This is a genomic window from Marinobacter sp. HL-58 (assembly GCF_001314605.1).
GTDB lineage: Bacteria > Pseudomonadota > Gammaproteobacteria > Pseudomonadales > Oleiphilaceae > Marinobacter.
Window position 1 is genome coordinate 79694 of record NZ_LIHP01000010.1, and the last position, 25735, is coordinate 105428.

The window sequence follows — 25735 nt, forward strand, 5'->3', positions numbered from 1 at the left end:
TTTGAAAACCGTGGAGGGCCATGGATGGCCCGACCGAGCCTACATGGACGTATTCACGGCGTGTTTTCAAAAGGCCCCACCCAACCCCTTCGTGCTCCAAAAACAAGAATAATACCACAAGCGATTTAGAGGATTGCCGAGACAAAGGTGGTTGCGGATTGATCACCCCGTTATAATGTGCGACTAAATTTTTTTCAGCGCCACTCCCAACCTCCCGGCGCAAACCATACACCACCGTCCACCAGACACGTTGAGAAACATGGCCAAGAAGCTGTACATCAAGACCCATGGCTGCCAGATGAACGAGTACGACTCATCCAGAATGGCAGACCTGCTGCGCACCGGGGAAACCGTCGAAATGACCGACTCCCCGGACGACGCCGACATCCTGCTGCTGAACACCTGCTCCATCCGCGAAAAAGCCCAGGAAAAAGTGTTCCACCAGCTGGGTCGCTGGAAAGGCCTGAAAAGCAAGAAGCCGGACCTGATTATCGGCGTGGGCGGCTGCGTGGCGAGCCAGGAAGGCCAGGCCATAATCGACCGTGCACCCTACGTGGACATGGTCTTCGGACCGCAGACTCTCCACCGCCTGCCGGACATGATTACCGAGGTGCGCGCCAAGGGTAACGGCGTCGGCGTGGTGGATGTGAGTTTCCCGGAGATCGAAAAGTTCGACAACCTCCCCGACCCCGGTGCCGACGGCCCTTCCGCGTTTGTCTCCATCATGGAAGGCTGCAGCAAGTACTGCACCTTCTGCGTGGTGCCCTACACCCGTGGCGAGGAAGTCAGCCGGCCAGTGGATGACGTCATTGCCGAAGTCGCGCATTTGGCAAGCCAGGGCGTGCGGGAAGTGAACCTGCTGGGCCAGAACGTGAACGCCTACCGTGGTGAAACCCACGATGGCGACACCATGGACATGGCCGAACTGGTCACCCTGATCGCCACCATCGACGGTATCGACCGTATCCGTTACACCACCTCCCACCCGGTGGAGTTCTCGGACTCGCTCATCGAGGCCTATGAACAGGTACCGGAGCTGGTCAGCCATCTCCACCTGCCGGTCCAGAGCGGCTCCGACCGCATCCTGGCTGCCATGAAGCGGGGCCACACGGCACTGGAGTATAAATCCAAGCTCCGCCGCCTGCGCAAGATCCGCCCGGACATCAGTTTCTCTTCGGACTTTATCATCGGCTTCCCGGGGGAAACCGAGAAGGACTTTGAAGACACCATGAAACTGATCAACGATATCGGCTTCGATGTGTCCTTCAGCTTCATCTACAGCGCCCGGCCGGGGACGCCGGCGGCGGATCTGCCGGACGATACGCCGATGGAGGTGAAGAAGCAGCGCCTGAGCATCCTGCAGCAGCGGATCAACCAGCAGGCTATGGACATCAGCCGCAAGATGGTGGGTACGACCCAGCGCATTCTGGTAACGGGCCTTTCCAAGAAAGACCCTGGCGAATATGCGGGCCGCACCGAGAACAACCGCATCGTGAACTTCCGGCATGAGAATCCGGAGGTGGTCGGGCACTTTATTGACGTGGAGATTCGGGAGGCTATGCCTAATTCTCTGCGCGGTGTGCCTGTTAATTCTGAGATGTATTAGAGCTGGGATCGTATGGGTCCGGGGTTGGTGCTTGGCGAGTGGTGGGGACACCCTCCCAAAAAACGCTTCAAGCACATCCCTGTGCGCTTGGGCTCCGCCATCCATGGCTCCGCACATTTTTGGGAGGGTGTCCCCACCACTCTTCGCAAACTCTGTTCGTGTCTACGGTCCAAACGGGATAAACGTAGGTTGGATTAAGCGAAGCGCAATCCAACACTAGCCGAGAACACGCAAATGGCCCGATATCTGTCGGATTACGACTTCGTCTAATCCGACCTACTTGTATTTGTGCATGCGGGCCTGCAAATAGATTGAAAAGGGCGCTGGCCGGAGGGGCTTTCCAAAAACGTGGAGCGCCAGGGATGGCGCGACCGAGCCCCCCATGGATGGGTTCACGGGCGTTTTTTGGAAAGCCCCTCCGGCCAGCGCCCGACAGCACCAAACATGATATGCGAACTCTCCTGAAACCAGGGGAGTCATCGAAACGGAGCACTTTTGAACGCCAACGACTCAAGACAATTCGACCTGCACCCGGTGGACCAGCACCGGCTGACCACCCTCTGCGGCCAGTTTGATGAGCACCTGAAGCACATCGAGCGGCGTATGAACGTGAAGATTGGTCGCCGCGGGCATCATTTCCGGGTGGAGGGTGAAACCGAGCATGTGGCCGCAGCCACGGAGGTTATCCGGCACCTGTACCGGGAAACCGAGGCCAACGATGATATCTCGCCGGATATGGTTCACCTGTTTATCCGGGAGACCGGTTTCGAGCGGCTGCCGGATGATGTTCCGTACAATGGCGCGGTCACGGTCATCAAAACGCCGAAGCTGCAGGCCAAGCCCCGGGGCGAGAACCAGCAGAAGTACGTGCACAACATCCGCACCCACGACGTGAACTTTGGCATTGGCCCGGCCGGTACCGGCAAGACCTGGCTTGCGGTGGCCTGTGCGGTGGAGGCACTGAAAGACGAGCAGGTGAAGCGCATCCTGCTGGTCCGGCCTGCCGTGGAGGCCGGCGAGAAGCTCGGCTTCCTGCCCGGTGATCTGGCCCAGAAGGTGGATCCCTATCTTCGCCCGCTGTACGACGCCCTTTACGAAATGCTGGGCTTCGATCATGTCACCCGGCTGATCGAGAAAAGCGTGATCGAGATCGCGCCGCTGGCGTTCATGCGGGGCCGTACCCTCAATAATTCGTTTATCATTCTGGACGAAAGCCAGAACACCACCCGTGAGCAGATGAAGATGTTTCTGACGCGGATCGGCTTCGGTTCCACCGCGGTGATTACCGGCGATACCACCCAGGTGGACCTGCCCCGGGGCCAGAATTCCGGCCTGATCCATGCTGCGGGGGTGCTGAGCAAGGTAGCCGGTATCGGCTTCACACGTTTCGAGGCCCGGGATGTGGTCCGTCATCCGCTGGTTCAGCGGATTGTAGAAGCTTATGATTCCCTGGATGATGGGAGTGCCACAGGCCAGTGAGCAAGTTGACAGTGGATTTGCAGAGGGTCGTTGAGGCCCCGGGTGTACCGGACGACACCGACTTTGAACGCTGGGCACAGGCGGCATGGCAGGGCGAGGATCCGTCCGAAGTGACCATACGTATCGTTTCCAGCGATGAGAGTGCCGGGATGAACCGTCAGTATCGCGGGAAATCAGGGCCAACCAATGTCCTGTCCTTCCCATTTGAAGCGCCAGCCGGTATAACAGTTCCGTTGGCGGGTGATCTGATTATCTGTGCCCCGGTGGTGGAGAAAGAAGCCACGGAACAGCACAAGACACTGAAGGAACACTGGGCCCATATGGTGGTGCACGGCATGTTGCACCTCCAGGGCTACGACCATATAGACAATGATGATGCCGAGGTCATGGAAGCCCTCGAGATCCGGTTGCTCCGGCAACTCGGGTTCAGCAATCCCTACGAGACAGAGGAAACGGAAACAGACTCATGAACGACGATCAGTCGAGTCGCAGTCAGGGCGGCAACAAGTCCTGGCTGGAGCGTATATCACAGGCCTTCTCCAGCGGGCCTGAGTCCGTTGAGGACGTGCTGGAAATCCTGCGGGACGCCGAGTCCCAGAACATCATCGACACCGATGCCATGAGCATCATCGAGGGTGCCATGCAGGTGATCGACATGCGGGTGGATGAGATCATGATCCCCCGCTCCCAGATGGTCACCGTCAAGGCATCCCAGGACCCGAAAGAATTCCTGGGCGAAATCATCTCCTCTGCCCACAGCCGGTTTCCGGTTATCGGCGACAGCCAGGACGATGTAATTGGCGTGCTGCTCGCCAAGGATCTGCTCCCCCTGGCCCTGAACAATGACCTCAACTGGAACCGCATCCGGGAGATTCTGCGTCCGCCCACGTTTGTGCCGGAAAGCAAGCGTCTCAACCAGTTGCTGAAAGAATTCAAGGAAACCCGCAATCACATGGCCATCGTGGTGGATGAGTATGGTGGCACCGCTGGCCTGATTACCATTGAGGATGTGCTGGAACAGATCGTGGGCGAGATTGAAGACGAGCACGATTTCGACGAGGAAACCCATATCAAGGCCCGGGGTGACGGTACCTACGCCGTCAAGGCAGTAACACCGGTGGACGATTTCAACGAATTCTTTGAAACCGAACTGGACGAGGAAGAGTTCGACACCATCGGTGGTGTGGTGCTCAAGGAGTTCGGCCACCTGCCCAGACGGGGCGAATCCGTGGAGTTTGGCGGCTTGCAGTTTACCATCGCCAATGCCGATAACCGTGTCATCCGTCTGTTGCAGGTAACCCGCGGCGATGACCAGTAGCACCACAACCGGTAACACCCTGCCCACATCGATCCTTTCAGAACAGCCCTGGTTGCGGGCCGTGGCTCTGCTGGTTGCCGGCGCCATGCAGACCCTGACCTTCTCGCCATTCAACTGGTGGTGGCTGGGGCCGTTGTCCATCGCCCTGATACTGCTGTGCTGCCTGCCGCTTGCACCAAAAAAGCTGTTCCGGTCAGGCTGGCTCGTGGGGCTGGGCTTGTTCGGGACCGGCGCCAGCTGGGTCTATATCAGTATCAGTGAACACGGCAATACGTCGGTACCACTGGCCATTGTTCTCACCATTATTTTTGTGGCGGGACTGGCGCTGTTCCATGGCCTGGCATTCTGGGCCTGGGGCAAGCTGGCCAAAGACAGTGCCGTCAGGCGCCTGTTACTGTTTCCGGCGGTCTGGATACTGGCAGACTGGGTTCGGGGCTGGTTGCTGACAGGTTTCCCCTGGCTCTACCTGGGTACGGCACACGTGGACGGCCCCCTGGGCGGATTTGCGCCTGTGGTGGGGGTTCATGGAGTGACTTTCTGGGTCCTTGCCACCGGGGTCGCGATGATCGCCTGTTGGTGGTTGGCCAGAAACACACGCTTTACCAGCGCTGCCATCGTCGCGGTCGTGGCTCTCCTGCCCTGGATCACCGGCCCGGCGGCCTCCGGCGCAAACTGGACCACGCTTGACGAGGAACCCACCACCTTTGCCTCCATGCAGGGCAATATTCCCCAGCAGATCAAGTGGGATCCCGATTTCCTCCGGGACCAGATTGTCGCCTATCTGGATCTGACGGAAGATCACTGGAACACTGACCTGATCCTGTGGCCTGAAACCGCCATCCCCATCCCCCAGGATCAGGCCGGAAAGGTGATTGACCGCATTGGTGAAGAGCTCGGTGATAACAGTACTTTGATTACCGGCATTCCCTGGTATGGCTTCAGTGACCGCATTGAAGACTTCACTTTTCACAACAGCATCATGGCCATAGGCAATGGTGACGGCATCTACCATAAACAGAAACTGGTGCCTTTTGGCGAGTACGTACCACTGCAGCAATGGCTCCGGGGCCTGATCGGTTTCTTTGACCTGCCCATGTCCAGCTTCAGCCGAGGCCCCTCCAACCAGGCACCTCTTGATGCCAACGGCACCAACATCATGCCTTTCATCTGCTATGAAGTGGCTTATCCGGATTTCGTGGCCACGAACGCCCGCGACTCCGGCCTGCTACTGACCATCAGCAACGACGGCTGGTTCGGCGACTCCATCGGGCCGTTGCAGCACCTGCAGATCGCCCGCATGCGGGCACTGGAAACCGGCCGATACATGCTGCGGGGCACCAACAACGGTGTCACCGCCATCATCGATCACAAGGGCCAGCTCCGGGAAACCATTCCCCAGTTCGAGCGTGCGGTGCTTACGGGTGAGGTCCATGCGGCCGAAGGAAGCACGCCATACATGCAGTCCGGCTCGTGGCCGGTGCTGACGCTGGCGGCCATCCTTATTGTGTTTGTTCGGGAGCGTGTGATTCCCAGGAACTGATCCCGGTTATCGTCCGGGTAGACTGGAGGTGAGTGCCTGGCCATGGGGTGGGGGTTCCCACCCCATGGCCGCTCTGGCTCGGTACTGAACTCCGTAGGTCGGATTAGCGAAGCGTAATCTGACAGATGGTGTCCCGTCTCTGGCTGGGTGTCGGATTACGACTTCGTCTAATCCGACCTACGCCAACTAATCCGACCTACAGCTACGCCTACTCCGATTTCCGGGGCCAACGGCTGGTGACCCGTTCGTAGTAATGGGATCCACAGGCGTCGCAGGGTTCCAGGTGGCTGGTTGCCGTCAGGCAACGCATGTGGCCGCAGTTGAGGCACTTGAACATGCCGGCGGTGGCCACTTCGCCACTGATGTACTGGCTGGCCTCATGGTTTTCAAGTTTCTGGTTCAGCTCCAGGGTATCGAGCCTGGTCTTGTCCGCCACCGAGAACAGCATGTCCGCCAGCTGGTGTTCCAGCAGCGAGATATCCAGTTGCAACCATTCCTTCAGGCCTTCGCCGGTCTCCTCCACGAAGTGCAGCAGGTGCTCAAGGTCCCGTTGGAGGTAGGCACCCAGCAGGTCTGCCTCCTCGCGGGTCATTTCTTCCAGTTCGTACTCGAACTCTACCGCCCGTTCAATTTCTTCCTGCAGGGTATCGCGGGTGGTTTCCTGCATTTCACTGAGCCGGGCCTGAACCCTTTCCAGCATTCGGTCATACGCTTCAAGGGCTTTGCCTGAGAGGTGATTGCGTTCTGGTTCGGTCATGGCCGCTCCCTATGGTGTACGGTGATAGTGGGGATAGCTGATCAGGGCACGCTGTGAATACGTCCATGTACGCTTGACAAAAACATCCCTGTTTTTGACATCCCTGATCAGCTATCCCCACTCTCCCCTATACCTGACTGTTTTGAAAACCTGCTACAAGAGTCCGGGCGGGCAGGTACGGGTGACCGGGACCGTAAAAAACATGGATGTTTTTTACGAGCCTACAGGGACGTATTCACGGCGTGTCCCGGTCACCCGTACCTGCCTGCCTTCACCACTAAGTCTGGCACAGGATGGAAAAATTGGCAGACTACCTGTTAAGCCTTGTGTGCGTTAGAATGTCCGGCCGCTTCGCACATCTTTTCTGATACAGGGTAACTTTGGTAATGGCAGGAATGGACCAGCAATACAATCCCCGCGATGTTGAACAGCAAGCCCGCACCTATTGGGAAGAAAATAACACCTTCACGGTGAAGGAAGAACCGGGCAAACCCAAATACTACTGCCTGTCCATGTTCCCCTACCCCAGCGGTAAACTCCACATGGGGCACGTACGCAATTACACCATCGGCGACGTGATCTCCCGTTACCAGCGCATGCAGGGCAAGAACGTGATGCAGCCCATGGGCTGGGATGCCTTCGGCCTGCCCGCTGAAAATGCTGCCATTGCCAACAAGACGGCGCCCGCGAAGTGGACTCACGCCAATATTGCCTACATGAAAAACCAGCTCAAACAACTGGGCTTCGGTTACGACTGGAACCGGGAGCTGGCCACCTGCAAGCCGGATTATTACCGCTGGGAACAGTGGTTTTTCGCACGCCTTTACGAGAAAGGCCTGGTTTACAAGAAGATGTCCACGGTGAACTGGGACCCGGTGGACCAGACGGTTCTGGCCAATGAGCAGGTGGTGGACGGCCGCGGCTGGCGTTCCGGGGCCCTGGTGGAGCAGAAAAAGATTCCCCAGTGGTTTATCCGCATTACCGACTACGCCGAAGAGTTGCTGAACGACCTCGACGAGCTGGAGGACTGGCCCGAGCAGGTCAAGACCATGCAGCGTAACTGGATCGGCAAGTCCGTGGGTACCGAACTGACGTTCCCGCTGAAAGGCCGTGATGACGCGCTGGATGTCTATACCACCCGCCCCGACACCCTGATGGGCGTGACCTACATGGCGGTGGCAGCCGAGCACCCCATCGCCAGGGCGGCGGCTGAGCGCTACCGGGAAGTTGCTGAATTCGTGGAGCAATGCCGCAACAGCAAGGTTGCCGAGGCGGATATGGCAACCATGGAAAAGAAAGGGATCGATACCGGCTACAAGGCGATTCACCCGCTGACCCAGGAAGAAATCCCAGTCTATGTCGCCAACTTTGTGCTGATGGAATACGGCACTGGCGCCCTCATGGCCGTGCCCGCCCATGACGATCGTGACCACGAGTTTGCACTCAAGTATCGGCTGCCCATCAAGCAGGTGATCGCGCCAAAGGAAAACCGGGAAGTGGACGTACAGGAAGAGGCCTTTACCGAAAAGGGCATCCTGGTGTCTTCCGGAAAGTACAACGGTCTGACCAGCGAAGATGCCTTCGAAGCGATCGCCGACTATCTGGAAGAGAATGGCATCGGCAAACGCACGGTCAATTATCGCCTCCGCGACTGGGGCGTTTCGCGCCAGCGGTACTGGGGCGCGCCGATTCCCATGATGACACTGGAAGATGGCACTGAGCGCCCGGTACCGGACGACCAGCTGCCGGTGACACTCCCGGAAGACGTCACCATGGATGGCGTCCAGTCGCCGATCAAGGCAGACCCGGAATGGGCAAAGACCAGCTATAAAGGCCAACCCGCCACACTGGAAACCGATACCTTCGACACCTTCATGGAATCGTCCTGGTATTACGCCCGGTTCTGCAGCCCCAACTACGACAAGGGCATGCTCGACCCCGCCGCTGCCAACTACTGGCTTCCGGTGGATCAGTACATTGGCGGTATAGAGCACGCCATTCTTCACCTCCTGTACGCCCGCTTCTTCCACAAACTGTTGCGGGACGTGGGGCTGGTCAACAGTTCCGAGCCGTTCAACCGTCTGTTGTGCCAGGGCATGGTGCTGGCGGAAACCTATTACCGGGAAGACGACAACGGCGGCAAGGTCTGGATCTCTCCGGCGGATGTGATTACCGAGAAAGACGAGAAAGGCCAGGTTATCCGGGCGGTGCACAAGGACGACGGGCAACCGGTGGTGGCCGGTGGCGTTACCAAGATGTCGAAGTCCAAGAACAACGGCATTGACCCCCAGGCGATCATCGACGAGCACGGCGCCGACACCGTACGCCTGTTCATGATGTTTGCGGCGCCCCCGGAACAGTCCCTGGAGTGGTCCGACAGCGGCGTAGAGGGCGCCCACCGCTTCCTCAAACGTCTGTGGCGCATGGTCAGCGAGCATGTTGAAAACGGGGCTGCCCCTGCCCTGGACAGTGCCAGCCTGAATGACAGCCAACGCAATCTTCGCCGCAAGACCCATGAAACCATCGCCAAGGTCAGTGACGATATCAGTCGCCGGCTGACGTTCAATACCTCGATTGCGGCGGTCATGGAGCTTCTCAATGAAGTCGGCAAGCTCGGCGATAACGAGCCACAAAGCCTGGCGGTTCGCCAGGAAGCGCTGGATACCGCCGTGCTGATGCTGTCGCCCATCGTTCCCCACATCTGTCACCGGTTGTGGCAGGCCCTGGGGCACGACGAACCGGTTGTGGATGCCCCCTGGCCCACGGCTGACAAAGACGCGATGGTTCGCAGCGAAATCCAGATCGTGCTTCAGGTTAACGGCAAGGTGCGCGCCAAGGCGGACGTTCCCGCCAATATTGAAAAAGACGCCCTGGAAGCGCTCGCCCTGGAAAACGAGAACGTGGTGCGCTTTACCGAAGGCAAAACCGTTCGCAAGGTTATCGTTGTACCCGGCAAACTGGTTAACGTGGTGGCCAACTGATATGAAAACGGCGGCGGGCTCCCTGTTTCGTCCCCTGGTGGCGGTGATCCTGTCCCTGCTGATGGCGGGGTGCGGGTTTCAGCTAAGAGGTGCTCCGCCAGTGTCGTCAGCGCTGCAGCCACTGGCTGTGGACTGTTCGGAAAATGTTCCGGGGCAACTGTGCGACGCCGTGCAGGAACAACTGGAGCTGGGCCGAATTCAGCTGAAGCCCGTTGAAGAAGCGGATTACGTGCTCAGGATTGGTAATTTCCGCCAGGAACGCCGGGCCAGCGCCATTACTTTGCGAGCAGCGGCAGCGGAATATACACTGAGGCATTCGGTGGATATCGAAGTGATCACCGCCGACAGGATTCCCCTCATAGAACCGACCGACCTCAACAGCAGTGAAACCTTCCGTTACGATGAATCCAACGTGCTTGCCAAGCAGCGGGAAGAAGACGCCCTGAGAGAACAGCTCCATGATCGCCTGGCACAACAGATCATCTTCCGCCTGGCCCCGCTCACCGAAGAACGCATAGAACGATTCAGGCAGGAAGCGGAAGAATCCCGGGAAGAGTCGCGTAAAGAAGACTCTGAGCCGTCGTCATGAAGACACAACCCCATCAGCTACCCCAACTGCTGCAGAAAGGCCTTTCCCCGGTCTATCTGATATCCGGTGACGAACCACTGCTGGTTCAGGAATGCTGCGACCAGATTCGCGCAGCCGCCCGCGAGGCAGGCTTTGAAGACCGGATTACCTTTCACGCGGATCAGCAGCTGGACTGGAACAGTGTCGGCGAGGAGTTTGGCGCGCTTTCCCTGTTCGCTGAAAAACGCCGCATCGAGATACGGCTTCCCACGGGCAAGCTCGGTGATGGCCGCAGTGTCCTGGAAACCGTGCTGCAGAATCCACCGGAAGACATCATCCTGTTGCTGATCAGCGCCCGCCTGGACGCGGCGGAAACCCGCCGCAAGTGGTACAAGGAGCTACAGAACAAAGGTGTGCATGTGCCGGTCTGGCCCATTGATGCGGACAAGTTTCCGGGATGGCTGCAGCAACGTGCCCGTAACCAGGGGCTGAGCCTGACCCGTGGTGCCCTGGATATCCTTGCCGAGCGGCTGGAAGGCAATCTGCTGGCAGCCAGCCAGGAGCTGGATCGTCTGGCACTGCTGGGTTCCGGCACCACTATCGATGAGGAAACCGTGGAACAGGCGGTTCAGGACAGCTCCCGGTTTAACGGCTTTGAACTGGTCACGGAACTGCTTGCCGGCAGGGCGGCCCATGCAAGAAAAATCATCGGTGTGCTGCAGCAGGAAGGCGAAAACCCGCTGGGCCTTCTGACTGTACTGTCCCGGGACCTGAACCTGACCATGGAACTGAACAGCGCATCAGCCAGGCGGGAAAACACCACCGGTTTCCTGAAAAAACGGGGAGTTTTCCAGCCCCAGCGTGCCCGGGCCGTGGAACAGGCGGCCAGACGGCTGAGCCGTCGCCAGCTGCTGACTGCCCTGGAACTTTGCAGCGCCACCGACCGTGCCGCCAAGGGCTTCGACAGCCTGTCGCCCTGGCATCACCTGCAGGACATGATCACCCTGCTTGCCCGCCCGGCCTGATCCATATCAAATCGTTTTCAATCCCCTGCTTTGCCACTTGACAGTTTTTCAGCTTCGGGAGCATGGTATAGCTGTCAACCATCAAAGGAGGTGTCTGATATGAGTTTCCAGGATGAACTTAAACAGTTGTCAGAAAAGATAAAACAGTATCGTGATGAAGCCCGTGTCCAGATGCATCTGGCCAGGGAAGACGTCAAGGACGAGTGGGATGATCTTGAAAAGGACTGGGAGCGGTTTCGCAACAAGCTCGATGGAGTTCTGCATGATTCCGAAGACGCAACCAAAGAAGCACGTCAGACTGCCCAGAAGCTTGGTGAAGACCTGAAGTCGGGCTACCAGAATATCCGTAGCCGATTGAAATAAAGTGTTAACCGGTTAACAGAATTCTACAAATACCCACCAAGAGGCTCTTTTCCGCAAGAGCCTCTGTGCCATACTTCTCATTATAAGTGAATGAAGCGTCATTTTTCTGTCTGGTACGGCCGCCGTTGTTTCATTCATGGCCCCATCAGCCAGTGCGCTTCTGAGCACTGAGAGGTATAAATGGCCTATGAGAACTCTGATTGTCTTTCTGATAGCATTGCCTGTATTTCTCCTTTCTACCCTGGCCAGTAGCCAGAATACCCGCTTCAGCGACCCGGACACGGTGGTCGAGAACGAATTCTGGGGCAAGCTTTATGCTCAGGGTGGAACCTCCTTCTTCTGCGAAACCCCCTTCACCAGCAAAGGCTTTCTGCTCACGGACGGTTATATCTACCCGCTGGCCCAGGTTCGCAGTGCCCTGGATTGCGGCACATCCAGCCAGTGCGCCAATGATAACCGGTACCGGCAAATCGCCTCGGACCTCCATAACATCGTACCGGTCCGCAGCCGCACGGAAATGAGACGGCGTAACGCACTGTATGAGGAGCTTGGCACGGCCAGCAAGGCTGATGAATGTGGTATCCGCGAAAGTGCCCAGTTCTTCGAGCCCCCTGAGAAGGTGAAAGGTGATATAGCCCGAACCGTAGCCTATATGGTGGATACCTATGACCTGCCCTGGGCGGGCGCGACGAGGGTTTTCAAGAGCTGGAACCGGATGGATCCCCCGGATGACCGGGAACTGACCCGTCATCGGCAGATTGCGGAGATTCAGGGCAACGAAAATCCCTTCGTACTCGATCCTGGCAAACTGGACAACCTTTAGCCACTGACGTCTCACCTACAAAAAAGGCAGGCCCACGGGCCTGCCTTTTCATATTACACGAGGAGGATCAGAACTCCTCGGCAGTCAGCGCCATCATTGAGGCGCTGCCGCTGCGGATGCCCTCGGCCAGTGCAACCGTCTTTGGCAACAGACGATCGAAATAGAAGCGTGCAGTCTTCACTTTGCCACTGTAGAAACCGGAAGTATCCCCCTCGGCTTTCGGAGCGGCCGCCTTTACCATTTTCGCCCACATGTACCCGAGGGCCGTGAGACCAAACAGATCGAGGTAATCAACCGACGCCGCGCCGACCGCATCGGGATTGTCAGCGGCCTGATTGATCACATGCTCGGTCACATCGGACAAACGCTCGAAGGCGGCAGCCAGCGGCTCTAGATAGAGGCGCAGATGCTCATCATCGCTGTTTGCCTCGATGAACCCGGCCACATCCTCGGCAAACAGTTCGTACAGTTTACCCTGGCTACCAACCACCTTACGGCCCATCAGATCCAGTGCCTGGATGCCATTGGTACCCTCGTAGATCTGGGTGATACGACAGTCACGAACCAGTTGCTCCTGGCCCCACTCCCGGATAAAGCCATGGCCACCAAACACCTGCTGCCCCATGATGCAGGCATCCAGGCCACGATCGGTCAGGAAGGCTTTTGCGACCGGCGTCAGCAACGCCACCATGCCCTCGGCATGCTTGCGGCGTTCTTCGTCGTCGGAGTACTTGGAAATATCCAGCCACTGCGCCACGTAAGTGGAGAAGGCACGGCCACCTTCCACATAACCCTTCATGGTCAGCAGCATACGGCGCACATCCGGGTGAACCAGGATCGGGTCAGCGGCTTTTTCAGGCTGCTGGGCACCAGTGGGTGCGCGACTCTGGATACGCTCCAGGGCGTATTCACGGGCACTCTGCAGAGACGCCTCCGCAGCTCCGATACCCTGAATGCCCACACCCAGGCGCTCGTAGTTCATCATGGTGAACATGGCCGCCAGGCCTTTGTTCTCTTCGCCAACCAGCCAGCCTTTGGCGCCGTCGAAGTTCATCACACAGGTAGCGGAGCCCTTGATGCCCATTTTCTTCTCGAGGGAACCACAGCTCAGGCTGTTGCGCTCGCCCAGTGAGCCATCTTCATTGACGTCAAACTTGGGCACCAGGAACAGGGAAATACCCTTGGGGCCCTTGGGCGCATCCGGCAGTTTCGCCAGCACCAGGTGGATGATATTCTCCGCCATATCGTGCTCGCCCCAGGTGATGAAAATCTTGGTGCCGGTCACGCTGAAGGAGCCGTCGCCATTGGGCTCGGCTTTGGTGCGGATAATGCCGAGGTCGGTACCGGCATGGGGCTCGGTCAGGTCCATGGCGCCGGACCAGACACCGGCATACATATTGGGCAGGTATTTTTCCTTCAGCTCCTGGCTGCCATGGGCATCCAGGGCCAGGCAGGCACCCGCTGTCAGCATCGGAGCCAGACCAAAGGCCATGTTGGCGGCCTGCATCATTTCCTCGAACTGGGCCACCAGGGTTTTCGGCATGCCCATACCACCGAATTCCGGGTTACCGCCGAGGCCGTTCCAGCCCCCTTCAACAATGGTCTGGTAGGCTTCGCGGAAGCCTTCCGGAGTAGACACTTCACCGTCATTCCACTTGCAGCCCTGCTCATCACCCTCGCGGTTCAGGGGCGCCAGTACGCCACTGGTAATCTTGCCGGCTTCTTCCAGAATGGCGTCGGCGGTGTCCGGGTCTACGTTCTCCGCCACTTTCGGCAGGGAAGCCCACAGGGCCGGCGCATCAAATACTTCATTCAGGACAAAGCGCATGTCACGTAAAGGTGCCTGATAATCAGCCATCTAAGATCTCTCCACAATTCCACAATTCGGTCAGTCTGCGAAGTGAACAAATACGGACCTTCGGTCCTGCTCACTTCCTCGGCTATGTGTCCGCTCAGGTTATTTTTATGGTGGCCCATTCTACCCTAATGACGCCCCCAACTCATGAGGTCCCGGCGGCCATTTCATGAAAAAAGCCCGCCTCCGGGGAGAGCGGGCTTTTTCGGTTCCTGAAACCCGCCTTAGAGGGCGAAGGCTTCTTCCGGCATATCCATCAGGCTGTCGGCACCAGCCAGCATACTTTCAGCATGCCCCCTGGCGCGCGGCAGCATACGCTTGAAGTAGAAGCGTGCTGTCTGGATCTTGGCGTTGTAGAACATTTCTTCGGTGGTACCTTCCACCATCTTGTCCAGCGCGACCTTGGCCATACGGGCCCAGAGGTAGGCAAACACGGCGTAACCGGAGTACATCAGGTAGTCCACGGAGGCGGCACCGACTTCCTCGCGGTTCTTCATGGCGGTCATGCCGATCTTCATGGTCAGATCGCCCCATTCCTTGTTCAGCGCGGCCAACGGTTCGATGAATTCCTTGAGCTGTTCGTTGTCGGCATTTTCCTTACAGAATACGTGCACCTGCTTGGTAAAGCCTTTCAGGGACTCGCCCTGGGTCATCAGCACCTTGCGGCCCAGCAGGTCCAGCGCCTGGATACCGGTTGTGCCTTCGTAAATCATGCCGATGCGGGCGTCACGAACGTTCTGCTCCATGCCCCACTCGGAGATGAAACCGTGACCACCGAATACCTGCATGCCCAGGTTGGCTGCTTCGTAGCCGATCTCGGTGAGGAAAGCCTTGGCGATCGGGGTGAGGAAACCGAGTGCTTCGTCCGCTGCCTTACGCTCTTCTTCAGTCTTGCCACTGTGAACAATATCAGCCTGCTGGGCAGTCAGATAGATCAGTGCACGTGCGCCTTCGGCAACCGCTTTCTGGGTCAGCAGCATGCGGCGGACATCCGGGTGAACGATGATCGGGTCGGCAATGCCTTCCGGATTCTTGGCGCCACTCAGGGAGCGCATGGCCAGACGCTCCTTGGCGTAGGCCAGGGATCCCTGGAAACCCAGCTCGGCAGCACCCAGACCCTGGATAGCGGTACCGATACGGGCGGTGTTCATGAAGGTGAACATGCAGTTCAGGCCCTTGTTCTCCGGACCGATCAGCCAGCCCCTGGCGCCGTCGAAGTTCATCACACAGGTGGCATTACCGTGGATACCCATCTTGTGTTCGATGGAGCCACAGGAAACCGCATTGCGCTCGCCGGAAGACCCGTCTTCGTTGGGCAGGTTCTTGGGCACGATAAACAGGGAGATACCCTTGGTGCCTTCAGGAGCACCCGGCAGGCGGGCCAGAACGATGTGGACAATATTCTCCGCCATGTCGTGCTCGCCGGCAGAGATAAAGATCTTGGTACCGGTGATGGAGTATGTACCGTCGGCGTTCGGCTCGGCCTTGGTACGCAGGGTACCCAGGTCTGAACCGCAGTGAGGCTCGGTCAGACACATGGTGCCGGTCCACTCGCCGCTGATCAGCTTGGTGAGGTAAGTCTGCTTCTGTTCTTCGGTGCCATGGGCCTCGATGGTGTTGGTAGCCCCATGGCTCAGGCCCGGGTACATGCCCCAGGACCAGTTGGCGGTACCAACCATTTCGCTCATCACCAGACCGAGGGAGTGCGGCAGGCCCTGGCCGCCGTAATTGGGGTCTGCAGTCATGGAGGGCCAGCCGCCTTCCACATACTGTTGATAGGCTTCCTTGAAGCCAGTCGGCGTTTTCACACCATCTTCACTCCAGGTACAGCCTTCGGTATCACCAACCTGGTTCAGCGGAGACAGCACCTGCTCACAGAATTTGGCACCTTCCCCGATAATGGCGTCGACCATGTCCGGAGTGGCGTCTTCGGCACCTTCCAGATTGGCGTAGTGCTGCTCGCTGTCCAGCAGCTCGGTCATTACGAATTTAATGTCACGCAGGGGCGCTTTGTATTCAGGCATGGGATCCACCTCAGGTTTTCGGTCACAGCTGCGAAACGGTCACAGCACTTTGCCTCGGGGTTTGAACATACGGCACAGCCAAGCAGGCTCTGCCGCAAATTAAACACTTGTTTGAAACATACGTTTAGAGGTACAGAATTGTCAATAGCCATGCTCAAAATTTGTGTTGCATTTTGTGGTGTGGTTTTACTGGAAAGGCGGAAAAATCAGCAGAAGCAGAACGGCAAAGGGATGGGTTATCAGGCAGTTGCCGCGAAACGGCGGGAGGTTTCTTCGGTGACAGCGGCAGACTCGCCGAGGCCGGAGATGGTTTGATAGGCACCGGCTGCACTGCGAGACTCCCGCGAATCCGTTTGACGATCACCCTCAGGCCCGGATTCCGCAGCTTCGGACTGACCGGGCTCCGAAGACAACTCCGAACGGGCCTGCAGCATCAGCTGCATTGCCTCGGCTGCCACCGCCCTGTCCTGGGGGGACGGTTCCGCCGGAGCAAGCGCCGCCGCCCTGACCACCCGCATCTTTTCGATGGTTGCCTGCGGATTCCCCTGAACCGGTGAGGTGTCGATGGAGACTTCCCCGCCCACTGCGTATTGAGCGCCATCAGGGCCACGTGCGTAGACATAGGAAATGGATCCGGCATACTGCCCGCCGACGGCCTGATGGGCTGCTTCGTGGGCTCGGACTTCCCGGTCACGGGCCTTCAGGTCAGCCAGTTCCTGCAGCTCTGCCTCTTCCAGACCCTGGGGGTTTTCAGGTTCCGAGCGTTGCGGGCGCGTACTCTCGCTGTCATTTCTGTCGCCATCGGCGACTCGGGTTGTGGTTTCCCGGTCGGAATCAGAAGAGGAAGGAGTAAGGCCGGAAACCCGGGCCGCGCCAGAGCCCCCGCCACCCGGGAGTGGATAAACTGGCGCCAGGGACGGAAGTGAACCGGAAATCATCATGTCGGCGATTCAGAAATAGCGGAAAACGACCGGACAGCCGCTCACCTGCAGTGTCAGGCCCGGATATCCAGCAGTGTGCCCAGGGTTTCATCGGCGGATTTCACAACCTGGGCCGAGGCTTCCACACTGCGCTCGTAGAACTTGAGATCGATAATGGGCTCAACCAGGCCACCGGAACCTTCAGCAGTACCCTGAGGGCCATCAGCGCCCCCGCGGGCAATACGGCGCGCGGCATTTTCCATGCCCTGCATGCCATCCTGAATACCCTGGATGCCGACTCCCAACGTGTTGTTGATCATAACTGCGCTGCCCAATGACCATTAATTGACTCAAGTAAGCCACATTTCTGGTCAATTTTCAAACAAACAATTCACGTTCAGGTGGGCCGACAGCACTTTGGGGTCTGCCTGCACCTGCCAGGGCAGGACGCCCATGCAGGGGGCGCCCAGGTGATTCACCAGGTAGTCCAGGGTTTCCTGCTCACAATCCATAACTGCTTCTGTCGGGCGGTTCGCAACCCAACCGGCCACGGCCAGGCCATCGCGGCGGATCGCTTCGGCGGACAACAGGGCATGATTGATGCATCCAAGTTTCAGTGGCACGACCAGTATCACAGGCATTTGCAGTGCTCCCGGCATGGCTGCATAGGTTTCGCGGTCATTGAGAGGCACCCGCCAGCCTCCGGCACCCTCAACCAGAAGCAGGTCTGCAGGCCGCATCTGCAGGCCACGGCAGAAGCCCACCAGGCGCTCGGCCGAAATGGTCCGGCCAGCCTGGACCGCCGCTACATGGGGAGCAATGGCCGGCTTCAGGGCGATGGGGTTGACCTGATCATAGCCCAGTGACTCCGACATGGCGGCCATCAGTATCAGTGCATCTTCATTGCGCAGGCCTTCCGGCGTCTCGTCGCATCCGGAAGCCACCGGCTTCATGGCCAGAGTGCGCTTTCCCATTGCCGCTGCCGCCTCGAGAATGGCTGCCGATACGATGGTTTTGCCAACCCCTGTGTCTGTCCCCGTCACGAAAAAACTTTTTCTGGCCATTGCCCGGTGAATTCCCATATCAGTCCGGCAGTTGGCACGTCAGCCATGCTGCCCGGTAAGTTGCATAAACCAGCCCATCATCCGCTTTCGGGTAATGATGGCACATGGCCCGTAAACGGCCCGGCGCCGTGGCCTTGCGCCGACGCGACGAACCCTTGAAACCGGCCCCGATGGCTTTCAGTTCTGCCAGCAAAGCCAGTGGTGAAGGATAATCCAGGACTATTGATTCGGTGGTGATCACCGGTGCCGGCAGTACCTCCCGGGCCTGCCGGCGAAAAGCGGCTTCACGGTCAAAGCGGTTCACATGTTCGTGCTCCGGGTCGGCTTGATGCCAGGCGTCTCTCAATTCCTCCAGGGTCCCGTCCAGCAGGGTGGATATGAACAGCTGCCCACCGGGCCGCAGAACCCGCCGGCACTCCGCCAGTACCGCGGCTGAATGACTGCACCACTGAATCATCAGGTTACTGAAAACCACGTCCAGACTGTTATCGTCCAGCGGCAGTGCCTCAGCATCCGCAACAAGCCAGCGTATCCCGGGGGCACCCGCTGCCCGCGCATACTCGAGCATACCCGGCGACAGGTCGGCCCCGGTTACCGTACCACCGGATCTGGCCGCCAGCCCTGCCAGCTGCCCGGTAAACCAGCCCGTGCCGCACCCCAGGTCAAGCAGTTGCCAGTCAGCCCCGGCTTGCGACCGGGGAGCCTGCTCCTGCAGCCAGTCAACCATCACCTGCCCCATGTAACGCTGTAACCGGGCAGCCGGATTGTAGGTTTTCGATGCGGCCCCGAAATCCCGCGCGATGGCGGATTTCAAAGGAGCGCGTGCCGGGATCCCGGTCAGATCAGCCATGAATTCCCCTTACAGAAAACAAACCGGCGAATCGCCGCCCGGCACAGCCGGGCCGCATGGCCCCGGGGCCAGTGAGTCATACCCGGTATCGAGACGGTTTCCGAGGTTTCCGACGGGATAAAGGTTTCCACCCAGGAACGGACTATAGCGTCATGTTCCGCCTGAAGATGGAGCGTGGGCACCCTGACTTGCTGCCACAAGCCGAGCTGGTCTTCCATCTCCAACCAGTCAAGGCCACGGATCAGGTTGGCCGGGGCTACCGAAGCACCCTGTTCCAGCCATGGCACCAGGTCCTTCCGGGCCTGCAACCGGTCATCACAGCCATGAATCAGTAACTGTTGGAATCGGCGCCATGCCTGGGGCGCCGTCGCCTCGCTGGCCACATCAGCCCTGAAACGGTTGAAAGTGTTAGCCGCCATGCCGACCGGCCAATCCGGTGAAGCCAAAAACCGGGGAAAGCCCGCCAGTGTAATCAGCCTGGATACCTGCACAGCGCTTTGTGAGGCGGCGGCCATGGCCACCTGCGCGCCCTGGGACCAGCCGGCCCAGACTGCAGGGCACGGATAACGGTCCAGAAGGTAGGCAGCAACTGCAGAAATCGAGCCACAGCGGGTCATGATCGAATCGTTCAGTGAAACCATGTGAATTTCACCCGGCCAGTTGTCGAACAGGGGCAACAACATGGCGGCATCGACGCCCCAGCCGCCGATCACAACCAACGGGGTCTGGTGAGCAACCTGACTCATACGGCCTCGGCGGACGACCCTTTCAGCAAATGCCGGCAGTCCGCAAGCGCGGTCAGCAGCGTCTCCAGATCCGCCTTTGAATGCGCGGCACTGAAGGTTACCCGCAATCGGGATTCACCTTCCGGCACCGTGGGCGGCCGGATGGCCGTCACCATCAGACCCTTCTGCTCCAGAGCGTGGCTCAGGGCGAGGGCGGTCCAGTTGTCACCAATCATGATTGGTTGTATGGGGGTGCGGGATGGCATCAGTTCATAACCCAGCAAGGAGGCCTGTCGCCGGAAGTCACGGATCAGCGATTGCAGATGGCTGCGGCGACAGTCCTGCCGTTCAATCAGATCAAGGCTGGTACAGGTGGCCAGGGCAAGAGCCGGAGGCATGGCGGTTGTGTAGATATAGGTACGGGCCTTCTGCACCAGATAGTCCATCAGCAGTGCGGGGCCGGCAACAAAGGCCCCGCTGGTGCCGACTGCCTTGCCAAGGGTTCCTATCAGCACCGGGACATCCTCTTCGCTCAGGCCCGACTCAGCCACGGTACCCCGCCCCTGGGGGCCAACAACCCCCACACCGTGGGCATCGTCTACCACAAGAAGGGCATCGTGGGCCCGGCAAAGGGCTGCGAGCTCCTTCAGGGGTGCGATGTCGCCATCCATGCTGAACACGCCGTCTGTCACCACCAGTTTGTGGCCGCCGGTTGTCGCGAGCATGTCTGCCAGAGTGTCCATATCCCCGTGGGGGTAGCGCCGGACCCGGGCACGGCTGAGGATGCAGCCGTCGATGATGGAGGCATGGTTGAGACGATCGGAAAAGATGGTGTCACCACGACCGGCCAGCGCGGATATCACCCCCATATTGGCCATGTAACCGGTGGAAAAAAACAGTGCTGAACTGCGGCGGGTAAACTCCGCCAGCCTGACTTCCAACTGGTGATGGCCCTGGTGATGACCGCAGATCAGGTGGGAGGCCGCACCGCCCAGGCCGGTATAGGGCATGGCATCGGTCGCGGCACGAATTATATCAGGATGGCTGGCCAACCCCAGGTAGTCGTTGCTGCAAAAACACAACAACGGCACACCGTCGGAAACCAGTTCCGGCTGCTGGGGGCCACTGATCAGCCGGCGGGTGCGGTAAAGCCCCGACTGCTTCCGGTCCTCAAGCTCGGCCGCGAAATCACGCATGATCAGTTCTCACCCACCGTGACTGGTTATGCGGATTCGCGGGTGGCGTCGTAGAACATATGACGGGTCTGCTCGTATTCCACCGCCTCGGCGATGGCTTCTTCCGCTGCCTCCTCGCTGCAGGCCTGCTCACGCATCTCCGGGCGAATACCCAGGCGATTGAACAGCTCGCGGTCCGCATCGGCTTCCGGGTTGGCGGTGGTCAGCAGCTTCTCACCATAGAAAATCGAGTTGGCACCGGCCAGGAAACACAGGGACTGCATCTGCTCGTTCATGTTCTCCCGGCCCGCAGACAGGCGTACGTGGGAGGCCGGCATCATGATCCGCGCCACTGCGATGGTACGGATGAAATCGAACGGATCCAGATCTTCCACGTCCTCCATGGGCGTGCCCGCTACCTTGACCAGCATGTTGACCGGCACACTCTCCGGGTGATGGGGCAGATTGGCCAGCTGGACCAGCAGACCGACCCGGTCGTCGGGATCTTCCCCCATACCCACAATCCCGCCACAACAGACTTTCATACCGGCGTTACGGACATTTTCAAGGGTATCCAGCCGATCCTGGTAGGTGCGGGTGGTGATGATGTGGCTGTAGTACTTTTCCGAGGTATCCAGGTTATGGTTGTAGTAATCCAGACCGGCTTCGGCCAGTTCGTCGGCCTGCTCCTGCTGCAACATGCCCAGGGTCATGCAGGTTTCCAGGCCCAGGGATTTCACCTGGCGGACCATATCCACAACGTACCCCATGTCTTTCTTCGAGGGGCTGCGCCAGGCGGCACCCATGCAGAAGCGGGAGGCACCCTTTGCTTTCGCGGCCTTCGCTTCGGCCACCACCTTTTCAATTTCCAGCAGCTTTTCCTTTTCCAGGCCGGTGTTGTAGTGACCGCTCTGGGGACAATACTTGCAGTCCTCCGGGCAGGCGCCGGTCTTGATGGACAGCAACGTGCTGATCTGCACCTCGTTGGGATCGAAATGCTCCCGGTGGACACTCTGGGCGCGGAAGATCAGATCATTGAATGGCAGCTCGAACAGAGCGCGGGCTTCCTGCATGGTCCAGTCGTGACGGGGTGCAGTATCGGGTGCGGTGGCAGTCATCGTTCAGTCCTGTTAACTTTACCGGGATTCTGGTTTACGGATTGAACAGATGATAAAGGGACTGAGATCGCTGTCAACCTTGTTAATGCCAAAGGTTAACGGCAAGGAACGGATTCACACATCACTGCGGGGCATCCGCAACCTTCTGTCTGCCGACGGCGGCCAGTGTGTCGCCTGTCTCGCGCCGGATGCCCGGTTCGGGCTTTGCGATCCCTGCCGCCATGATCTGCCGGTCAATCACTGGCATTGTCGCTGCTGCGCCCTGCCGCTGGCATTTGCAGCCGAGGACACTCTCTGCGGCCAATGCCTGCAGGCTCCACCCCCGTTCAGCAGGGTTATTGCGCCTTGGCGCTACCGCTTCCCGGTCGACGGCATGATCCAGCGTTACAAATACAACGGTCAGCGGGCCTTTGCCCGCCCCCTGATCCACGATCTGGCAGAGCGTGTTGCAAACAACCTCGAAGCAGCGCCGGATCAGCGGCCGGACCTGCTGGTGGCCAGCCCCATGCATCCGGCCCGCCTGCGCAGGCGCGGGTTCAATCAGGCAGCGGATATTGCCGAGCAGGTCAGCAAGCACGCAGGCATTCCCTGGACCACCCGCCTGGTCACAAGAAACCGTCGTACCCGGCCCCAGCGCGGACTTGACCGTGAACAACGGCTCGCCAATCTCAGGGGTATCTTTCAGGTCAACGCTACCCCACCCCCAAGGCTGGCCATCATCGATGATGTGGTGACCACCGGTGCCACGGCCCGAAGCCTGACCGAAGCCCTGATCAAAGCGGGAGCAGAGGATGTCCAGGTATGGGCTTTGGCGAGAACCCCCGGTTGACGGAGGCGTCAGTTGCCCAGCTTTCCGGCCACGTCGTCGGCAATTGCCAGGCAGGCGGTCAGGCCCGGCGACTCGATACCAAACAGGTTAACCAGCCCGGAAATGCCATGCTCCGCCTCGCCATCAATACGGAAATCCGCAAATCCGCCATCGGGGCCCGCCAGCTTGGGGCGGATGCCCGCGTAGGCCGGTTGCAGGCGGGTTTCATCCAGTCCTGGCCACCAGCGCCGGATACCGTCAGCAAACCCGTGCACCCGCCCCGGGTCCACTGAAAAATCCACCCGGTCTACCCATTCCACATCGGGGCCGAAGCGCGCCTGGCCGGCAAGATCCAGGGTCAGGTGCACGCCCAGTCCACCGGGCTCCGGCACCGGATAGATCAGCGAACGGAACGGGTGGCCAGCGGAATAGCTGAAATAGACGCCACGGGCCAGAAACTGTGGCGGTACCATCTGTTCGGGCATTCCGTCCCAGCAAGATGCCAGGGGAATTGCATTGAGGCCAGCAGCGTTCACCACCCGCCTGGCCACCAGCTCGCATGGTGCCTGCCCGCCAATCCAGAGCCGATGACGTCCCCCCTGGGTTGCAGCCCGCTCCACCGGGGCATGACAGACCAGCTGGCCACCATGGTCCTCCAGCTCTCCCAGTAATGAGAGCATTACCCCGTGACTGTCCACGATGCCGGTTTCCGGCGAATACAGGGCTTCATCGGCGACCACTCCAGGCAGTGCCTGCTGCAGGCCCCGGCGGTTTACGCTCTCCAGCACAACACCGTTACGCTCGGCCTGCCCGGCTATACCGCCAAGTTTATCCCTCTGTTCCGGGCCACAGGCGACAATCCATTTTCCGGTTTTACGGTGGCCCAGATGGCGCTGACGACAGAAATCATAAAGCATCTGTCTGCCGCGAACGCACAACCTGGCTTTTGCCGAGCCTTCGGGGTAATAGATGCCGGCATGGATCACCTCGCTGTTACGGGACGACAGTCCCTCGCCGAAATGCGCGCCGGCTTCCAGCACCAGCACTTCCCTGCCCTCCATGGCCAGGCGCCGGGCGGTGGCGAGGCCGACAATGCCGGCACCGATCACCACAGTATCCGTCTGGAGTGTTTCCCTGTCTGTCATGGGGTTCCACTGACCTCTGCCTGCCTGTATGAAATTGCCCGCCCTGCTTGCGCCCCCTGGTGAAAAAGCGGGAAGCGCATTACGGTAGCGGCCCTGAAACGTTATACTTGCCCCAGAAAACCAGTGCACGGAGCAGGTAAACGATGTCTGACAGGAAGCAGTTTATAATCGTAATGATGGTGGCCGCCATATTTGTTGGCTGGCTCGGGTGGCGCGGCTTTGAAGTGATCAGCCTGAACCAGGACCTCAAGGCCGATGACATGGTCGCCAACTATCCCTATCAGCACAGGGTGTTGAGGGTGGAGGGAAGCACCGCCATCATGAGCTCCCTGCGCTCGCACCGGACATCCACTCACGATGCACTGACCACCATTTTCCCCAGCATGCGCAACCTGGGTGACAACCACCGGGACTGGCAGCGCGCGGAACGTGAGCTGGCCCAGGTTCAGGCCAGGGCCGGCGACATAGTGCTCAATGCCAGCGGGGTAGACCGGGTTCGCTGGGAACTGGACGAAAACTGGTACCACCTTGCCGGAATGCAAGCCAAACAAAGCTCGAGGCGCTAGCACCTGTTTATGACCGAAATCTCCAGCCATCCCTACGACGCCTTAAAGCCGGACAAGATTCTTGACGCCATGGAGGATGCGGGATTCACCGTCAACGGTCGGCTTTTTGCCCTCAACAGCTATGAAAATCGCGTCTACCAGATCGGTATCGAAGACAAACCGCCGGTAATCACCAAGTTCTACCGCCCGGGGCGTTGGACTGAAGCCCAGATCCGCGAAGAACACGAGTTCACCGCACAACTGCTGGCGGCAGACATTCCGGTCGTGGCACCCCTGGTGATGCCATCCGGCGATACCCTTGGCCATTGCGACGACTTCCTGTTTGCGGTTTTCCCCCAGCGGGGTGGGCAGGCGCCGGATACCAGTGTCACTGATACCCTCTATCGCCTTGGCCAGTGGCTGGGCCAGCTCCACAATATTGGCGACACCGCCAGCTTCAGTCACCGCCCGGTGATGTCGGTGCTCGACGGCATTGAAGAAAACAACCGGTTCCTGACGGAAAACCGCTGGGTTCCCGATGATCTTCGCCCGGCCTGGGACTCCCTGATCCCTGATCTTGTGGACCATTGCGCCCGCCGGATTGACGACGCCGGCGACGTTCACACCCTCAGACTGCACGGCGACTGCCATGCCGGCAATATCCTCTGCCGCGAGGAACAGATGTTGTTCGTGGACCTGGACGATTGCCGCACCGGGCCGGCCATCCAGGACCTCTGGCTGCTGCTGAACGGTGATGACATTGAGCGCGGGCAACAATTCGGGGAGCTGCTGGAAGGTTATGAGATGTTCCGGGACTTCAACCGCCGTGAGCGACACCTGATTGAACCCCTGCGCTGTTATCGCCAGATTTCCCACTGTGCCTGGCTGGCAAAACGCTGGGATGATCCCGCCTTTCCGCGGTTCTTCCCCTGGTTTGCACAGCCGCGCTTCTGGTCCGACCAGATTCTGTCTTTGCGGGAGCAACTCGCCGCACTGCAAGCCCCTTCCATTAATGTTCCCGGCCAGTATTGAGGCCGGAACCCCAA

General features: G+C 59.2%; 24 protein-coding genes. 13 read left to right on the forward strand and 11 right to left on the reverse strand.

Features of this window, described 5'->3' with window-relative positions; all coding sequences use genetic code 11:
* Positions 1–259: 259 nt before the first annotated feature.
* The 5 genes from miaB to lnt all read left to right on the forward strand — a co-directional run bounded on the left by miaB (position 260) and on the right by lnt (position 5943).
* The gene (miaB, locus tag HLUCCO03_RS07600) at positions 260–1606 is read left to right on the forward strand and encodes a tRNA (N6-isopentenyl adenosine(37)-C2)-methylthiotransferase MiaB (RefSeq protein ID WP_027832706.1); all 1347 of its coding nucleotides are present in this window, start codon (positions 260–262) and stop codon (positions 1604–1606) included.
* A gap of 495 nt (positions 1607–2101) precedes the next feature.
* The gene (locus HLUCCO03_RS07605; protein ID WP_027832707.1) at positions 2102–3085 is read left to right on the forward strand and encodes a PhoH family protein; all 984 of its coding nucleotides are present in this window, start codon (positions 2102–2104) and stop codon (positions 3083–3085) included.
* Positions 3082–3555, forward strand: a complete 474-nt coding sequence (gene ybeY / locus HLUCCO03_RS07610) for an rRNA maturation RNase YbeY (protein ID WP_027832708.1) — start codon at positions 3082–3084, stop codon at positions 3553–3555. The genes HLUCCO03_RS07605 and ybeY overlap by 4 nt, the downstream gene beginning before the upstream one ends.
* On the forward strand, positions 3552–4403 hold the full coding sequence (locus HLUCCO03_RS07615; RefSeq protein WP_027832709.1) for an HlyC/CorC family transporter: 852 nt from the start codon (positions 3552–3554) through the stop codon (positions 4401–4403). Before ybeY ends, HLUCCO03_RS07615 begins: the two co-directional genes overlap by 4 nt.
* Positions 4393–5943, forward strand: coding sequence for an apolipoprotein N-acyltransferase (lnt, locus tag HLUCCO03_RS07620; RefSeq protein ID WP_051603902.1), 1551 nt, complete (start codon positions 4393–4395; stop codon positions 5941–5943). The genes HLUCCO03_RS07615 and lnt overlap by 11 nt, the downstream gene beginning before the upstream one ends.
* Before the next feature lie 208 nt (positions 5944–6151).
* Here lnt and HLUCCO03_RS07625 read toward each other — a convergent pair whose 3' ends face one another.
* Positions 6152–6700 carry a zinc ribbon-containing protein gene (locus tag HLUCCO03_RS07625; RefSeq protein WP_027832711.1) on the reverse strand — a complete coding sequence of 183 codons (549 nt, stop codon included), beginning with the start codon at positions 6698–6700 and terminating at the stop codon, positions 6152–6154.
* 395 nt (positions 6701–7095) lie between these two features.
* Between HLUCCO03_RS07625 and leuS the strand changes: the two genes are divergently transcribed.
* From leuS to HLUCCO03_RS07650, 5 genes are all read left to right on the forward strand, one after another.
* Positions 7096–9681, forward strand: a complete 2586-nt coding sequence (leuS, locus tag HLUCCO03_RS07630; RefSeq protein ID WP_027832712.1) for a leucine--tRNA ligase — start codon at positions 7096–7098, stop codon at positions 9679–9681.
* A gap of 1 nt (position 9682) precedes the next feature.
* A complete protein-coding gene (gene lptE / locus HLUCCO03_RS07635) occupies positions 9683–10270 on the forward strand; it encodes an LPS assembly lipoprotein LptE (protein ID WP_027832713.1) in 588 nt (195 codons plus the stop codon).
* On the forward strand, positions 10267–11274 hold the full coding sequence (gene holA, locus HLUCCO03_RS07640) for a DNA polymerase III subunit delta (RefSeq protein WP_027832714.1): 1008 nt from the start codon (positions 10267–10269) through the stop codon (positions 11272–11274). The genes lptE and holA overlap by 4 nt, the downstream gene beginning before the upstream one ends.
* 99 nt (positions 11275–11373) lie before the next feature.
* The gene (locus tag HLUCCO03_RS07645; RefSeq protein ID WP_027832715.1) at positions 11374–11637 is read left to right on the forward strand and encodes a hypothetical protein; all 264 of its coding nucleotides are present in this window, start codon (positions 11374–11376) and stop codon (positions 11635–11637) included.
* A 187-nt stretch (positions 11638–11824) separates the two neighbouring features.
* Positions 11825–12460, forward strand: coding sequence for an endonuclease (locus tag HLUCCO03_RS07650; protein WP_027832716.1), 636 nt, complete (start codon positions 11825–11827; stop codon positions 12458–12460).
* A gap of 67 nt (positions 12461–12527) precedes the next feature.
* Here HLUCCO03_RS07650 and HLUCCO03_RS07655 read toward each other — a convergent pair whose 3' ends face one another.
* The 9 genes from HLUCCO03_RS07655 to bioB all read right to left on the reverse strand — a co-directional run bounded on the left by HLUCCO03_RS07655 (position 12528) and on the right by bioB (position 22191).
* On the reverse strand, positions 12528–14318 hold the full coding sequence (locus tag HLUCCO03_RS07655) for an acyl-CoA dehydrogenase C-terminal domain-containing protein (RefSeq protein ID WP_027832717.1): 1791 nt from the start codon (positions 14316–14318) through the stop codon (positions 12528–12530).
* Between the two features lie 221 nt (positions 14319–14539).
* Complete coding sequence (locus HLUCCO03_RS07660) at positions 14540–16339, reverse strand: acyl-CoA dehydrogenase C-terminal domain-containing protein (protein WP_027832718.1); 1800 nt, start codon at positions 16337–16339, stop codon at positions 14540–14542.
* A gap of 239 nt (positions 16340–16578) precedes the next feature.
* Positions 16579–17280 (reverse strand): putative metalloprotease CJM1_0395 family protein, encoded by a 702-nt coding sequence (locus HLUCCO03_RS07665; protein WP_027832719.1) that lies wholly within the window; start codon positions 17278–17280, stop codon positions 16579–16581.
* A 53-nt stretch (positions 17281–17333) separates the two neighbouring features.
* Positions 17334–17579, reverse strand: a complete 246-nt coding sequence (locus tag HLUCCO03_RS07670) for a flagellar hook protein FlgE (protein WP_027832720.1) — start codon at positions 17577–17579, stop codon at positions 17334–17336.
* A gap of 51 nt (positions 17580–17630) precedes the next feature.
* On the reverse strand, positions 17631–18323 hold the full coding sequence (bioD, locus tag HLUCCO03_RS07675) for a dethiobiotin synthase (RefSeq protein WP_027832721.1): 693 nt from the start codon (positions 18321–18323) through the stop codon (positions 17631–17633).
* A gap of 19 nt (positions 18324–18342) precedes the next feature.
* Complete coding sequence (locus HLUCCO03_RS07680; protein ID WP_051603903.1) at positions 18343–19173, reverse strand: methyltransferase domain-containing protein; 831 nt, start codon at positions 19171–19173, stop codon at positions 18343–18345.
* Complete coding sequence (locus tag HLUCCO03_RS07685; RefSeq protein ID WP_027832723.1) at positions 19161–19919, reverse strand: alpha/beta fold hydrolase; 759 nt, start codon at positions 19917–19919, stop codon at positions 19161–19163. The genes HLUCCO03_RS07680 and HLUCCO03_RS07685 overlap by 13 nt, the downstream gene beginning before the upstream one ends.
* Complete coding sequence (gene bioF, locus HLUCCO03_RS07690) at positions 19916–21094, reverse strand: 8-amino-7-oxononanoate synthase (protein WP_027832724.1); 1179 nt, start codon at positions 21092–21094, stop codon at positions 19916–19918. The genes HLUCCO03_RS07685 and bioF overlap by 4 nt, the downstream gene beginning before the upstream one ends.
* A gap of 26 nt (positions 21095–21120) precedes the next feature.
* Positions 21121–22191, reverse strand: coding sequence for a biotin synthase BioB (bioB, locus tag HLUCCO03_RS07695; RefSeq protein ID WP_027832725.1), 1071 nt, complete (start codon positions 22189–22191; stop codon positions 21121–21123).
* Between the two features lie 85 nt (positions 22192–22276).
* On the opposite strand from bioB, the gene HLUCCO03_RS07700 reads away from it, so the two are divergent.
* Positions 22277–23020: a ComF family protein gene (locus tag HLUCCO03_RS07700; RefSeq protein WP_292016653.1), complete on the forward strand. Its 744-nt coding sequence runs from the start codon at positions 22277–22279 to the stop codon at positions 23018–23020.
* Positions 23021–23028: 8 nt separating this feature from the next.
* On the opposite strand, the gene HLUCCO03_RS07705 is transcribed toward HLUCCO03_RS07700, so the two are convergent.
* Positions 23029–24144 carry an NAD(P)/FAD-dependent oxidoreductase gene (locus HLUCCO03_RS07705; protein ID WP_027832727.1) on the reverse strand — a complete coding sequence of 372 codons (1116 nt, stop codon included), beginning with the start codon at positions 24142–24144 and terminating at the stop codon, positions 23029–23031.
* Between the two features lie 143 nt (positions 24145–24287).
* On the opposite strand from HLUCCO03_RS07705, the gene HLUCCO03_RS07710 reads away from it, so the two are divergent.
* Together HLUCCO03_RS07710 and HLUCCO03_RS07715 are read left to right on the forward strand one after the other, a co-directional pair.
* Entirely contained in the window at positions 24288–24710 is a 423-nt protein-coding gene (locus HLUCCO03_RS07710; protein ID WP_027832728.1) for a hypothetical protein, read from the forward strand.
* Positions 24711–24719: 9 nt separating this feature from the next.
* Positions 24720–25721: a serine/threonine protein kinase gene (locus HLUCCO03_RS07715; protein WP_027832729.1), complete on the forward strand. Its 1002-nt coding sequence runs from the start codon at positions 24720–24722 to the stop codon at positions 25719–25721.
* The last annotated feature ends 14 nt before the right edge of the window (positions 25722–25735 follow it).

Bases quoted from the DNA above. Each gene is read 5' to 3' on its own strand.
- HLUCCO03_RS07705 (WP_027832727.1), bottom strand. From the start codon at position 24,144: ATGACAGACAGGGAAACACTCCAGACGGATACTGTGGTGATCGGTGCC.
- HLUCCO03_RS07660 (WP_027832718.1), bottom strand. From the start codon at position 16,339: ATGCCTGAATACAAAGCGCCCCTGCGTGACATTAAATTCGTAATGACC.
- HLUCCO03_RS07665 (WP_027832719.1), bottom strand. From the start codon at position 17,280: ATGATGATTTCCGGTTCACTTCCGTCCCTGGCGCCAGTTTATCCACTC.
- bioF (WP_027832724.1), bottom strand. From the start codon at position 21,094: ATGCGTGATTTCGCGGCCGAGCTTGAGGACCGGAAGCAGTCGGGGCTT.
- HLUCCO03_RS07615 (WP_027832709.1), top strand. From the start codon at position 3,552: ATGAACGACGATCAGTCGAGTCGCAGTCAGGGCGGCAACAAGTCCTGG.
- bioB (WP_027832725.1), bottom strand. From the start codon at position 22,191: ATGACTGCCACCGCACCCGATACTGCACCCCGTCACGACTGGACCATG.
- lptE (WP_027832713.1), top strand. From the start codon at position 9,683: ATGAAAACGGCGGCGGGCTCCCTGTTTCGTCCCCTGGTGGCGGTGATC.
- leuS (WP_027832712.1), top strand. From the start codon at position 7,096: ATGGACCAGCAATACAATCCCCGCGATGTTGAACAGCAAGCCCGCACC.
- HLUCCO03_RS07710 (WP_027832728.1), top strand. From the start codon at position 24,288: ATGTCTGACAGGAAGCAGTTTATAATCGTAATGATGGTGGCCGCCATA.
- HLUCCO03_RS07655 (WP_027832717.1), bottom strand. From the start codon at position 14,318: ATGGCTGATTATCAGGCACCTTTACGTGACATGCGCTTTGTCCTGAAT.
- miaB (WP_027832706.1), top strand. From the start codon at position 260: ATGGCCAAGAAGCTGTACATCAAGACCCATGGCTGCCAGATGAACGAG.
- HLUCCO03_RS07680 (WP_051603903.1), bottom strand. From the start codon at position 19,173: ATGGCTGATCTGACCGGGATCCCGGCACGCGCTCCTTTGAAATCCGCC.
- HLUCCO03_RS07645 (WP_027832715.1), top strand. From the start codon at position 11,374: ATGAGTTTCCAGGATGAACTTAAACAGTTGTCAGAAAAGATAAAACAG.
- HLUCCO03_RS07700 (WP_292016653.1), top strand. From the start codon at position 22,277: ATGCCAAAGGTTAACGGCAAGGAACGGATTCACACATCACTGCGGGGC.
- HLUCCO03_RS07685 (WP_027832723.1), bottom strand. From the start codon at position 19,919: ATGAGTCAGGTTGCTCACCAGACCCCGTTGGTTGTGATCGGCGGCTGG.
- lnt (WP_051603902.1), top strand. From the start codon at position 4,393: ATGACCAGTAGCACCACAACCGGTAACACCCTGCCCACATCGATCCTT.
- HLUCCO03_RS07625 (WP_027832711.1), bottom strand. From the start codon at position 6,700: ATGACCGAACCAGAACGCAATCACCTCTCAGGCAAAGCCCTTGAAGCG.
- HLUCCO03_RS07715 (WP_027832729.1), top strand. From the start codon at position 24,720: ATGACCGAAATCTCCAGCCATCCCTACGACGCCTTAAAGCCGGACAAG.
- holA (WP_027832714.1), top strand. From the start codon at position 10,267: ATGAAGACACAACCCCATCAGCTACCCCAACTGCTGCAGAAAGGCCTT.
- HLUCCO03_RS07670 (WP_027832720.1), bottom strand. From the start codon at position 17,579: ATGATCAACAACACGTTGGGAGTCGGCATCCAGGGTATTCAGGATGGC.
- HLUCCO03_RS07650 (WP_027832716.1), top strand. From the start codon at position 11,825: ATGAGAACTCTGATTGTCTTTCTGATAGCATTGCCTGTATTTCTCCTT.
- bioD (WP_027832721.1), bottom strand. From the start codon at position 18,323: ATGGCCAGAAAAAGTTTTTTCGTGACGGGGACAGACACAGGGGTTGGC.